Here is a 12,539-nt window from a genome sequence, read left to right on the forward strand (position 1 = left end):
CCCATAAAAAAAGCAACTCACCTCCTAAAAGCTGCATTTCGCCGTTAAACGAACCTTGAACGCGCTTTCTTTTGTAGAATGGAAACAAGTAAAACTACAAAAGAGGAGGAGTTAAAATGCTGACATTATTTGGAGGAATCATGTTGTTGTTGGGCGGTTATTTCTTTTATTCAAAATATATTGAAAAGAATTTCCAAATCGAACCCGATCGCAAAACGCCAGCTGAAGTTTTAAAGGATGGATACGACTTTGTACCGATGTCAAAAGGTAAAAACGCTATTATTGAATTGTTGAATATTGCTGGAACGGGGCCTATTTTCGGACCAATCATGGGAGCTCTGTATGGACCAATCGCTTATGTCTGGATTGTAGTCGGATGTATTTTCGCCGGTGCAGTGCATGATTACATGATTGGGATGATTTCATTGCGGAATGACGGTGCACAATTGCCTGAACTCGCAAGTAAGTATTTAGGGAAATTTGTAAAGCATATCGTGAATATCTTTACGATGCTATTGTTGATGTTAGTGGCGACCGTATTTGTGACTTCGCCAGCTAATTTAATTAACTCGATCACGCCAAGTTGGTTATCGATCGGTGTGATTACTGCGTTAATTTTTGTCTATTATCTCGTTTCAACCCTGTTACCGATCGATAAGGCAATGGGTAAAGTTTACCCTTGGTTTGGGGCCGTACTCATTTTAAGTACGTTTGCGATCGGCATTTCCTTGATTGCGGGAGGACACACCATCCCTGAACTAACAATGGGAGCGATGAAAAACTTCCATCCAAAAGGTTTGGCTATTTTTCCAGGACTATTCTTTACGGTTTCCTGTGGTGCTATCTCTGGTTTCCATGCAACACAAGCGCCAATGGTTTCCCGGACAAGTACAAATGAAAAAGAAGGTCGCTTCACTTTCTATGGCATGATGATTGCTGAAGGCGTTATTGCCATGATTTGGGCTGCTGCTGCAATGGCTCTTTTCAATGGCCAAACATTGAGCGGCATGATTGATGCTGGAACAGCATCTGTTGTGGTGAACGAAGTTTCTTACATGCTATTGGGTAGTTTCTTTGGAACAATCGCCATTGTAGGCGTCATTGTGCTACCAATTTCTTCCGGTCTATCAGCATTCCGGAGTTTACGGATTGTCTTGGCGGACTACTTGCATATTAAGCAGGACACTTTAAAGAAAATCTTGGCTATAACAATTCCGTTGTATGTAATCTCCTTCTTCTTGACACAAGTGGACTTCAACTTATTGTGGCGTTATTTCAACTGGGCCAATCAAGTGACAGCCGTCATTTCTTTACTTGTTTCAACACGCTACTTATATTTGAAAGAACGTAACTTCCTGGTAACGCTGGTACCCGCATCATTCATGCTTTATGCAGTCGTGGTATATATCTTGAGCGAACCAATTGGCTTGGGTATGGGCTTGACAACACCGGCTTATCTCGTCGGTATGGTACTGACCCTATTGATTTTAGCCATCTTCGGCATCAGTGGACGCAAGCAAAAAGAAAGCCTGAATCCAGACGATATGCTGCTGAACGACCATTTACCAATTGGAACTTATAGTGATGAAGAAGTGGCAGTTGCCACTTCATAAAAGAAACCCCCGGAGTGTTGGTGCTCTGGGGGTTATTTTTGTGTTTGTTGGTTTTTTTGACAACGCTTCCAACTGAGCGTAAACTATGGGTGGAAGACAAATAGAAAGGGTGAAGAAAAATGAGTAACTGGTTTCCATCCAGACGTAACTTGTGGGACTTAGGAAAAAGTAACTTCGACGACGCTTTCGATCAATTCTTTCGTAACAATGAGGGTAACTTCAACACGGACATTAAGGAACTAGATGACAAATATGTGCTTGAAGCGGATTTGCCTGGATTAGCCAAAGAGGATATTCATCTTGATTATCGCGACAATATTTTGTCAATCTCAGCAAAAAGTGAAATGGGTAAAGATGAAACCGATGAAAAGGGTAATTATATTCGCCGGGAACGTTCAATGCGTTCATACAGCCGTCAGTTCTTGCTTCGTGATGTGGATGAGGAAAATGTTACAGCAACATTCAAAGATGGTGTTTTGACTGTAGAACTGCCGAAAAAAGAACCGGAAACACCAACCACGAGACGTATTGATATTCAATAAGATTAAACCCCCAGGAACCTACCTGGGGCTTTTTATTGTCATATTGACACCGCTTACAAAGAACTTTACAATTAAAGTATGTTATGTTGCATAGTCAAGTGAAAAGGAGTGAGTTGATTGAGCGAAGTGAAAATCAATGAAACCGTACTCCGGGATGCCCACCAGAGTTTAATGGCAACGCGGATGTCCACAAAAGACATGTTGCCGATTGTGGAAACAATGAATCAGGCGGGCTATTATGCTTTGGAGTGTTGGGGCGGGGCGACGTATGATGCCGCTATTCGTTTTTTAAACGAAGACCCGTGGGAACGCCTGCGCGAAATTCGTAAACGGGCGCCGGATACGAAGTTAATGATGTTGCTGCGTGGCCAGAATTTGATCGGCTATCGCCATTACGCCGATGATATTGTGGATGCATTTGTCAAGCAGGCCGCCACGAACGGAATCGATATTTTTCGCATTTTTGATGCTTTGAACGACCCACGTAATGTTGAGGCATCGGTGAAGGCCGTCAAGAAATACGGAGCGCATGCGCAGCTTGCAATTTGTTATACCATCAGCGATGTGCATACAGTGGCCTATTACGTGGATCTCGCGCAGCGTTTTTCCCAAATGGGTGCGGATTCGATTTGTATCAAGGATATGGCGGGTATTCTGACGCCTAAAGTGGCCCGAGAGCTAGTGACAGAAATTAAGAAAGTGATTACGGTGCCTCTGAATATTCATACGCATTCCACGAGCGGGATTGCGCAAATGACGTATTTAGCGGCGGTGGAAGCGGGGGCGGATATGATTGACTGCGCCATTTCACCATTTGCGGAAGGGACGAGTCAACCAGCTACAGAGGCCATTGCTTTGGCGCTTGAGGAATTGGGTTATCACTCGCACTTGGATATCGATAAATTGGAAGAAGTGGCGGATTATTTTAAAGGGGTGCGGGATAAATATCTAGATTCGGGGGAATTGGATGCGAAAATGATGTTTGCCGATCCCAAAGCCTTGATTTATCAAGTACCGGGTGGAATGCTGTCGAATCTGAATTCACAACTGAAGAAAGCGAAAGCCGGTGAACGATTCGATGAGGTGTTGCGGGAAGTGCCGAATGTGCGGGCAGATTTAGGTTTTCCACCACTCGTGACGCCGATGAGTCAAATGGTCGGGACCCAAGCCGTTTTCAATGTGTTGTCTGGTGAAAAGTACAAACTGGTGCCGAATGAAATTAAGGATTATCTGCGTGGTAAATATGGGAAAACACCGGTGCCGGTGACAGATAAATTCCGGGAATCAATCATACCCGGCGAGGGCGTCATGACCGACCGCCCAGCGGATCATTTGGAACCTGAGTTCACGCGACTGAAAGAAGAACTGGGAGCGTTGGCGAAGACGGATGAGGATGTGTTGACCTACGCGTTGTTCCCGGAAGTCGGGAAGGCTTATTTGGAAAGAAAATATCAACCCGATGACACTGATCAACCAATCCGCATCCAGGCGCGCTATAGGAGGGATTAACATGGAAAGCTTCAATATGATGGATGGCCTTGTTGTGACAGTCATTTCCATGGTTTTTGTATTTAGCGTCCTCGCGTCCTTGTGGGGATTGACGGAATTAGTACACCGTTTTTCGGCAGAGTCAAAAATGGAAGTGCCTGCTGTTTCTCCGGACTTGATTCCGGATAAGCAGCGCGAAACAGTTGCCGTGTTGACGGCGATTATTGCAGCACATGAAACCAACCCTGCTAAAAAGTACGAAGTCGTGGAAGTGAAACGGATTAAGTAGAGGAGGAAACGGCAGATGAAAAATTATGAAATCGAAATCGACGGCCAAGTTTATCAAGTGAAAGTCCGGGAGCTTCCGGATGATGAAGAAATGGATGTTGGGGAGAAACCGATACCCAAATCCAAACCTGTGGTACCAACGGCAAGTGGTGAAAAAGTAACGGCTCCGATGTCGGGAACCATTTTACGCGTTTTGGTGCAAGCGGGCCAAAACGTTAAAACCGGCGACCATTTGGTTATTTTGGAAGCAATGAAAATGGAAAATGAAATCATAGCCCCACATGATGGGACAATCAAGGAAATTTTGGTGAAACCGAACGACGCTGTGGATTCCGGCCAAGACCTTGTCATCATGTAGAAAGGAGCGATTCGCTTGTTTGAGCAACTGATGGAACTTTGGTATGTGTCAGGAATTGCCAACATGACCTATAAAGAGTTGATCATGATTGTGATCGCCTGTGTATTTTTGTTTTTAGCCATTCGCAAAGGGTATGAACCGTATCTACTGATTCCGATTGCATTTGGGATTTTACTGGTGAATTTACCTCTGGCTGGTTTGATGAGCCCGCCGCAAAATGACAATCCCGGTGGCTTGCTTTATTATTTATTCCAGGGAACTGATTTAGGTATTTATCCACCCCTCATTTTTCTATGTTTAGGCGCCTCAACGGATTTCGGTCCTTTATTGGCCAACCCTAAAACGCTCTTATTGGGTGGTGCCGCACAATTCGGGATTTTCGCAGCTTTTCTAGGTGCTCTGGCATTAGGTATGACTCCTGAAGAAGCCGCCTCCGTTGGGATTATTGGCGGAGCGGATGGACCGACTGCCATTTATTTAACGACTCGCTTGGCAAGTCATATCCTACCTATTATCGCTTTGGCTGCTTATTCATATATGGCCCTGGTGCCCATTATCCAGCCGCCGATTATGCGTTTTTTGACAACGGAAGAAGAACGGAAAACACCGATGAAGCAACTTCGCCCGGTTACCAAGCGTGAACGGATTTTATTTCCCATCGTAACGACTTTATTCGTGAGTTTGCTAGTACCGTCTGCCACTGCTTTAATTGGTATGTTGATGTTAGGGAACTTGATTCGTGAAAGTGGGCAGGTGCCGAAACTAACGGAAACCCTGCAAAATGCGATGATGTATATCGTGACGATTTTACTGGGTGTCACGGTTGGGGCGAAGGCAACTGGAGAATTGTTTCTTTCCGCAACCACATTGAAAATTATCTTCATGGGTCTGTTCGCGTTCTCGGTCGGAACGGCAGCCGGGGTTCTGATGGGCAAATTAATGTACAAACTATCCGGTGGCAAAATTAATCCATTGATTGGGGCGGCGGGGGTTTCCGCGGTTCCGATGGCCGCTCGTGTTGTGCAAAAAGAGGGGATTAAATACAATTCTTCCAATTATTTATTGATGCACGCCATGGGACCAAACGTAGCGGGTGTGATTGGCTCCGCTGTAGCGGCCGGGGTATTGTTATCTTATTTCGGATCATAGTGGGACTTAAGTTTAGTTGGGACGACGAAAATTTTTTATTGTTGGGCTAACCGTCGTGATTTTCCAAAAATGCGACGGTTATGAAATGGGCGACTATCTAATAGGCGCAAAATCGATAATTAACGACGATTAGCTGTTTAGAAAATTGCTAATCGTCGTTTTTTTAGAAACGCGCTTGGCCGGGCCGACTAGCTTCTCACACAAATGGGATTTGTAAGGATTATCGGGAATCGAGCAGGACTTTACATAAGAATAAGTGTAAAAATTGCACAACTATCTGCAAAATCAAAATAGTTATGCAGACAACGTCAATAAAGAACCAGGAAGGGCGAAGCCTGTTCCAGGTTTCTGTTTTAAGTCTAAAAATACAAGGTGCGGCGTTCTGACAATTCTCATTCCGCCAACGCCACATTTTTGGCAAAAGTGCGGCGTTGGCGGGAAATAAAGTTCCTTAACGCCGCATTTGGAGCGAAAATGCGACGTTAAGCCAATAGAAATTTCAGGAACGCCGCACTAAGCCACCCAAGTGCGGCGTTAAACATCGAATAAGTAAATTAACGCCGCACCGATAACTTCTAACTATAAACCGTAACTCAATACCCCACACAAAAATTAGTGTATAATATATAAGACGATACAGTATTAATCACGGAGGGTGAATACAGTGAACCGGAAAGACCGAATTTACCACTATATCAAGGAAATGACGCATACACTAACCGACCAGGAAATTGAATTGGGGCATGGGCCAACTACGAAAATGATAGCGGATGCACTCGACATCCAACGCACCAACGTTTCCAAGGACCTGAACCAACTCGTGCGCGAAGGCAAACTTTTCAAGACTGACGGCCGTCCCGTTCGTTATCTTTTGGTGAAAATAACCCCACACGAGCCACTTTCCAAACACGTTCCCAGTTACAAAGAAGCGATCCGCCGCCCAACCACAAAACAGCCAACCATCAGTAACAAACAAGACGTTTTCCGAACGATGATCGGCGCCAACAGTAGTATGAAAAATGCGGTGGAACAAGCAAAAGCAGCGGTCCTTTACCCACCAAAAGGCCTGAATACACTTATCACAGGCCAAACTGGTTCGGGTAAATCCTATTTCGCACATGCCATGTTCGATTTTGCCAAGTCCAACGGCATCATACCAAATGACAAAGAACTCGTGGTTTTCAACTGTGCCGACTACGCCAACAACCCGCAACTGTTGATGAGCCAACTATTCGGCTACAGCCAAGGTGCTTTTACGGGCGCAACGGGTTCGAAAGATGGTCTCATCCAAGAAGCAGATCAAAGCATGCTGTTCCTGGATGAAATCCACCGTCTTCCGCCAGAGGGGCAGGAAATGATTTTCTATTTCATGGACACCGGCATGTACAGTCGCCTAGGTGAGTCGGGCCGTAACCGCGCTGCCAATGTGCGTATCGTTTGTGCCACGACCGAAGATCCGAAATCAACCTTCCTGGATACTTTTATGCGCCGAATCCCGATTGTCATCCAGTTACCATCATTCAAGGAACGCACCATCAGCGAGCAACTTGACCTTGTCAAATTGATGGCCAGCCTGGAAGCAACCCGTATCCAGAAAGAGATTACCTTGACCGAAGATGTGGTTAAAGCCCTGATTGCCAGTGTGGGCTACGGGAATGTCGGGCAGCTAAAATCCGGTATCCAACTGGTCTGTGCCCGTGGCTTCATGAACCAACTCAGCCAGGACCAAATCGTCTTGACCGTTCGCGATTTACCGGAGTCTATTCAGTCCCATCTGGTTGGCCAGTCCGCTAACGCACGAACACGCTCTGAACTCGCCAAAATTTCCGAAGCCCAGATTACCGTTAAACCAAATGAACCATTCTACCAAATCGAAACCGATGCCTACGAACTGCCGTATAACCTTTACGACATCATCGGCGACAAAGCGACGCTCCTTGAAGCGGAAGGATTGGACCCTGAGTCGATCAACCAATACATTTCGACCGATATCAATGTCCATCTAAAATCCTTTTATAAGAACCACGGATTCTCCTTGCAGACTGACTCTCGTCTCGCTGAAGTCGTATCCAAAGAAGTCATCCAATTCGTGCATGAGGTTTCGGGGGAAATTGAAAATTCACTCAATACCGCATTCAAACACAACTACATTTACGCCGTCAGCCTACACATCAGCTCGCTCTTGAACAATATTCAAATCGGCGAAATCCGTTACTTGAACGACCGAATCAAGGATATGGCACTGGGTTTTCCCAATGAAATGGCCGTTGCACGCTTTTTGAAAGACCGTATCGCGGACTACTTTGGCGTCGATGTTCCGGAAAACGAAATCTATTACCTGACTGTCCTCCTTGTTTCACTTCAGGAAGAACAAGTTACCGGTCGCATCGGGGTAGTCGTCGTGACACATGGCAATTCCACCGCTACCAGCATGGCCAAAGTCGCCGAGGAACTCCTGGATTTTACCGGTATCATCGCCGTCGATATGCCACTTGATATGTCACCGGCTATCGCTTATGAAAAAGTAAAACACGCCGTTATCCAGGCAAACGAGGGCAGTGGCGTCCTCTTGATGGTGGATATGGGGTCCTTGACGACCTTCGAAGCCAATTTGATCAAGGAAACGGGCATTCAGGTCCGTACTATTCAGATGGTATCAACCGCACTCGTTCTGGAAGGTGCGCGTAAAGCCTCCTTGGTCGATGCAGATTTAGAAATTTTACATGAAAGCCTCGACCGTTTCAGTGGCTATGCGAATACGGCCTCCGATAATCGGGATAAATTCCAGACTTTACCCAAGCCACCGGTGATGATTGCCATTTGTGCGAGTGGGGAAGGGACCGCTCGTAAACTGAAAGAAATCATTGAAAAACCATTGGCGGAACAAAAAGAAAACCATTTAAAAGTGTTGACCACATCCATTGCGGATTTGGATCAAAACTTGAAACTATGGGAAGATCGTTATACCATCATTGCCACAACAGGGATTGTCGATCCGAAACTGACCGCACCCTTTATTCCTTTGGAAAAATTCATCGAGAAAAATTCGCAGGAACTGATCGAAAAAATTAATGATTTAACGGCTGTTGCCCCTTCAGAAGCCATTCAAGAAGCAGGTGCAGCCCAAAAATTAATTTACCAATTCCTGGAAGAGCACTATACGTTCTTAAATCCAAAGAAGGTTATGCCGATACTCTGGGAATTTGTGGATGAGTGTGCGGGGTTACAGTATCATCCCGAGCCGGGTTATGCGTTCCACATTAATTTAGCACTCCACATGGGTGGGGTGTTGGAACGACTCATTAACCAAGACCCTTTGGCACGCGTTGCGAACACAATCAAACGTGAAGAGCGGGATAGCGCTATTATCCAGGCAATTCGCCATTTTGAACGGGCATTGGCTATTCGCATCCCTGAAGAGGAATACGACTACATCGCTTATTTCGTCAAAAAGGAAAAAGGCAATCTCGATGAACTGGATACACTATTAAGCTGAACAATCGAAAAGATACACTAACAACACAATGTGTTAGTGTATCTTTTTTTGTGTATTGACACAAACCTTGATATGAAGCGTTTTTATACATCAAAAAGTTGGCACGCTTCTTGCATATATATAGTGAAGGGTACAGAGTGTGCCCAATCACACTAGAAAGGAGATGCAAATGGACATCCAGTTGGTTCGTATTGATGACCGCTTGCTTCATGGTCAAGTTGCGATTACGTGGGCGAAAGATACCCGGATCAGTCGCATTCTGGTTGTCAGTGACGAAGTAGCCGCGAATCCCATTTCAAAAGCTTTGGTAAGCCAAGCAGCACCACCCGATATTAAATCACATGTCGTCACATTAGATAAACTCGTTGAAGTATATTTTCACCCCATGTTTATGAATGTGAAGGTTTTGCTCTTATTTACGAATCCATCAGATGTTGCCACTGTCTATAAAAGAGGCGTTTATTTCAAATCAGTGAATATCGGTGGGATGAAGTTTACCGGAGATAAGAAGATGATTACGCATTTCATTTCAGTTGATGAAAGGGATATCGAAGCATTTAAATTTCTGGATTCAAAGGAAATTGAATTGGAAGTCCGGAAAGTTCCGAGTGATCGGAAGCAGATGTTGATGGAGATATTAAAAAAAGGGAACCATATCTAGGAGGGAAATGAATGGTTGGAATTATTATAGCAAGCCACGGTGAATTCGCTCAAGGCATCTTGCAATCCGCAACGATGATTGTTGGTGAACAAGAAAATGTCGAAGCAGTGGTATTGCAACCAAGCGAAGGTCCGGATGATATCCGGAAAAAAATCGAAGATGCAGCCGCTTCTTTCGATACAGATGAAGTGTTGGTATTGGCAGACTTGTGGGGCGGAACACCGTTCAATCAGGCAAACAGCCTTTACGAACAAAACAAGGACAAATGGGCAATCGTTGCAGGATTGAGCTTACCGATGTTAATCGAAGCTTTAACAGCACGCTATTCCATGAATGAATCACATGCTATTGCCAAAGCAATTGTACCTGTGGCGCAAGAAAACGTAAAAGTGAAACCGGAATCACTAGGCGAAGTTGCTACACCGCAAACAAACGGTCCTGTTGCTTCAAATCAAGCTCTTCCGGAAGGAACGGTAGTGGGTTCTGGCCGTATCGATATCGGCTTGGCACGTGTTGACTCACGTTTATTGCACGGACAAGTTGCAACGGCATGGTCTAAAGACGTTAAACCGACCCGTATCATTGTTGTGTCTGATGAGGTTTCCAAAGATGATTTACGTAAATCATTGATTACCCAAGCTGCACCTCCAGGGGTTAAAGCAAACGTTATTCCAATCGACAAAATGATCGAAATCTGGAAAGATCCTCGTTTCGGAAAAACACGTGCATTGCTTTTATTTGAAAACCCAACGGACGTTCTGCGTGTCGTTGAAGGTGGCGTTGAACTTGAAGAAGTAAACATCGGCTCAATGGCTCACTCAGAAGGTAAAGTCATGATTAACAACGTATTGTCTGTAGACGAAAAAGACGTTAAATCCTTGAAAGCTTTAAGTGATAAAGGAATCAAGTTTGATGTTCGTAAAGTGCCATCAGACCAACGTAAAAACATGAACGAATTATTGAAGAAAACGAAATTTGTTTAATAGTATATAGAGGAGGGATTACAAAATGAATTTTATTACAGTTATTTTAATTCTTGTTGTAGCATTTATTGCTGGTATGGAAGGTATTTTGGATGAGTTTCAATTTCACCAACCAATTTTGGCAGCAACTTTAATCGGTATCGTTACAGGTCACCCAGTGGAAGGTTTACTACTTGGTGGTACCTTGCAATTGATTGCCTTGGGCTGGATGAACATCGGGGCTGCAGTAGCACCGGATGCTGCTTTGGCTTCAATCGCATCCGCAATCTTGGTTACCGTTAACGGTGCTAGTATTACAGAAGGTATTGCATTGGCAATTCCTTTGGCAGTTGCTGGTCAAGTGTTAACAATGTTCGTTCGTACTGCAACAGTTGTTTTGGCACACGGTGCTGACAAAAAAGCAGAAGAAGGATCTTTCCGTGGCGTTGAAATGTACCATTTGGGTGCTTTGATGCTACAAGGACTACGTATCGCAATCCCAGCAGCTATAATCTTGGCTGTTCCGGCTGATGTAGTAACGGCTGGTTTGAACAGTATTCCAGACTGGTTGACAGGTGGTTTGGCTGTTGGTGGTGGAATGATCGTAGCAGTAGGTTACGCAATGGTTATTAACATGATGGCAACACCAAAACTATGGATGTTCTTCGCTCTAGGATTCGCACTTTCAGCAATCGGTGAATTGAACTTAATCGCAATGGGTATTATCGGTGTCGTATTGGCTCTTCTTTACCTACAATTCTCACCTGAATTCAACCAAACAAGCGGTGGGGGTCCAACAAGCGGTGGCGGCGACCCATTAGATGATATCTTGAACGACTATTAAAAGGAGCGATGAGAATAATGACTGAAAACAACAATTATAAATTAACTAAAAAAGATCGTTTGCACGTTGCTTGGAGAAGTCAATTCCTCCAAGCATCATGGAACTTCGAGCGTATGCAAAACGTGGGTTGGGCGTATGCAATGATCCCGGCTTTGAAAAAATTATACACAACTAAAGAAGACCGTTCTGAAGCTTTGAAACGTCATTTGGAATTTTTTAATACACATCCATACGTAGCTGCACCTGTATTAGGTGTAACTTTGACACTTGAAGAAGAAAAAGCAGCTGGTCGTGACATCGACAACGCAGCTATTCAAGGGGTTAAAATCGGTATGATGGGTCCTTTGGCTGGTGTGGGTGACCCAATTTTCTGGGGAACCTTACGTCCGGTATTAGGAGCTTTCGCGGCATCCCTGGCATTGAGTGAAAACTGGATGGGACCAATTATTTTCTTCGTAGTTTGGAACGTTGTCCGTATGGCATTCTTGTGGTACACGCAAGAATTCGGTTATGTCCAAGGTGGGAACATCGCTCAAAACTTGGGCGGCGGATTGATGCAAAAACTGACTCAAGGTGCTTCTGTTCTTGGTATGTTCATCATGGGTGTATTGGTACCACGTTGGACAAGCATGAACTTCCCGATGGTACTTAGCCGTATGGAAGTTGCTGAACAAGACCGCGTTAACTTCGGTGTCGTTGCTGACGCTGTAAACGAAGGCGTTGTTTCTGGCGATATGCTGCGTAACATCGTGACTGAAATTCAATCAGGCTTGAGCGTTTCAACAGAACAAGTGACAACGCTGCAAGGCACACTGGATTCATTACTACCAGGTATTGCACCATTAGCTTTGACATTGCTATGCGTGTGGTTACTTCGTAGAAAAGTCAGCCCAATCACAATCATCTTCGGATTGTTTGTTGTTGGTACAATTGGTTATGTATTAGGTATTTTAGGTTAATAAAATATAAAAGAAAGTCCCATCCTGATTTTCGTGGTGTTTATCAGGGTGGGGCTTTTTTTGTTTGCATTTTGTGTGTGCGGCGTTCCGCTCACGCTCATAGTTTTTAACGCCGCATTTTCGGCAAAAAAGCGGCGTTCATAGAAAATATTTCCTATGAACGCCGCACTTACAGCCTG

The 12,539-nt window shown here is 44.7% G+C and carries 11 protein-coding genes; all 11 read left to right on the forward strand.

Annotation, left to right across the window (positions count from 1 at the left end):
* Positions 1-116: 116 nt before the first annotated feature.
* The 11 genes from ACTU7M_RS04390 (at position 117) to ACTU7M_RS04440 (ending at position 12,360) form a co-directional block, all read left to right on the forward strand.
* Positions 117-1,613 (forward strand): carbon starvation CstA family protein, encoded by a 1,497-nt coding sequence (locus ACTU7M_RS04390; protein WP_443473164.1) that lies wholly within the window; start codon positions 117-119, stop codon positions 1,611-1,613.
* Positions 1,614-1,732: 119 nt separating this feature from the next.
* On the forward strand, positions 1,733-2,155 hold the full coding sequence (locus tag ACTU7M_RS04395; RefSeq protein WP_443473165.1) for an Hsp20/alpha crystallin family protein: 423 nt from the start codon (positions 1,733-1,735) through the stop codon (positions 2,153-2,155).
* 117 nt (positions 2,156-2,272) lie between these two features.
* A complete protein-coding gene (locus ACTU7M_RS04400) occupies positions 2,273-3,664 on the forward strand; it encodes an oxaloacetate decarboxylase subunit alpha (RefSeq protein ID WP_443473166.1) in 1,392 nt (463 codons plus the stop codon).
* Position 3,665: 1 nt separating this feature from the next.
* On the forward strand, positions 3,666-3,932 hold the full coding sequence (locus ACTU7M_RS04405) for an OadG family protein (protein ID WP_443473167.1): 267 nt from the start codon (positions 3,666-3,668) through the stop codon (positions 3,930-3,932).
* A 15-nt stretch (positions 3,933-3,947) separates the two neighbouring features.
* Positions 3,948-4,289, forward strand: coding sequence for a biotin/lipoyl-containing protein (locus ACTU7M_RS04410; RefSeq protein ID WP_443473168.1), 342 nt, complete (start codon positions 3,948-3,950; stop codon positions 4,287-4,289).
* Positions 4,290-4,304: 15 nt separating this feature from the next.
* Positions 4,305-5,438 carry a sodium ion-translocating decarboxylase subunit beta gene (locus tag ACTU7M_RS04415; RefSeq protein ID WP_443473169.1) on the forward strand — a complete coding sequence of 378 codons (1,134 nt, stop codon included), beginning with the start codon at positions 4,305-4,307 and terminating at the stop codon, positions 5,436-5,438.
* A gap of 703 nt (positions 5,439-6,141) precedes the next feature.
* Positions 6,142-8,934: a sigma-54-dependent transcriptional regulator gene (locus ACTU7M_RS04420; protein ID WP_443473386.1), complete on the forward strand. Its 2,793-nt coding sequence runs from the start codon at positions 6,142-6,144 to the stop codon at positions 8,932-8,934.
* A gap of 169 nt (positions 8,935-9,103) precedes the next feature.
* Positions 9,104-9,595 (forward strand): PTS sugar transporter subunit IIB, encoded by a 492-nt coding sequence (locus ACTU7M_RS04425; protein WP_443473170.1) that lies wholly within the window; start codon positions 9,104-9,106, stop codon positions 9,593-9,595.
* An 11-nt stretch (positions 9,596-9,606) separates the two neighbouring features.
* Positions 9,607-10,578, forward strand: a complete 972-nt coding sequence (locus ACTU7M_RS04430) for a PTS sugar transporter subunit IIB (protein WP_443473171.1) — start codon at positions 9,607-9,609, stop codon at positions 10,576-10,578.
* A 25-nt stretch (positions 10,579-10,603) separates the two neighbouring features.
* The gene (locus ACTU7M_RS04435) at positions 10,604-11,401 is read left to right on the forward strand and encodes a PTS mannose/fructose/sorbose transporter subunit IIC (RefSeq protein ID WP_443473172.1); all 798 of its coding nucleotides are present in this window, start codon (positions 10,604-10,606) and stop codon (positions 11,399-11,401) included.
* Between the two features lie 17 nt (positions 11,402-11,418).
* Positions 11,419-12,360, forward strand: coding sequence for a PTS system mannose/fructose/sorbose family transporter subunit IID (locus ACTU7M_RS04440; protein ID WP_443473173.1), 942 nt, complete (start codon positions 11,419-11,421; stop codon positions 12,358-12,360).
* The last annotated feature ends 179 nt before the right edge of the window (positions 12,361-12,539 follow it).

The sequence above is a fragment of the Jeotgalibaca sp. A122 genome, assembly GCF_052266715.1.
Lineage (GTDB): Bacteria > Bacillota > Bacilli > Lactobacillales > Aerococcaceae > Jeotgalibaca.

Excerpts from the sequence above, each read along its gene's own strand:
- ACTU7M_RS04390 (WP_443473164.1), top strand. The coding sequence starts at position 117 with ATGCTGACATTATTTGGAGGAATCATGTTGTTGTTGGGCGGTTATTTC.
- ACTU7M_RS04395 (WP_443473165.1), top strand. The coding sequence starts at position 1,733 with ATGAGTAACTGGTTTCCATCCAGACGTAACTTGTGGGACTTAGGAAAA.
- ACTU7M_RS04405 (WP_443473167.1), top strand. The coding sequence starts at position 3,666 with ATGGAAAGCTTCAATATGATGGATGGCCTTGTTGTGACAGTCATTTCC.
- ACTU7M_RS04410 (WP_443473168.1), top strand. The coding sequence starts at position 3,948 with ATGAAAAATTATGAAATCGAAATCGACGGCCAAGTTTATCAAGTGAAA.
- ACTU7M_RS04420 (WP_443473386.1), top strand. The coding sequence starts at position 6,142 with ATGACGCATACACTAACCGACCAGGAAATTGAATTGGGGCATGGGCCA.
- ACTU7M_RS04425 (WP_443473170.1), top strand. The coding sequence starts at position 9,104 with ATGGACATCCAGTTGGTTCGTATTGATGACCGCTTGCTTCATGGTCAA.
- ACTU7M_RS04430 (WP_443473171.1), top strand. The coding sequence starts at position 9,607 with ATGGTTGGAATTATTATAGCAAGCCACGGTGAATTCGCTCAAGGCATC.
- ACTU7M_RS04435 (WP_443473172.1), top strand. The coding sequence starts at position 10,604 with ATGAATTTTATTACAGTTATTTTAATTCTTGTTGTAGCATTTATTGCT.
- ACTU7M_RS04440 (WP_443473173.1), top strand. The coding sequence starts at position 11,419 with ATGACTGAAAACAACAATTATAAATTAACTAAAAAAGATCGTTTGCAC.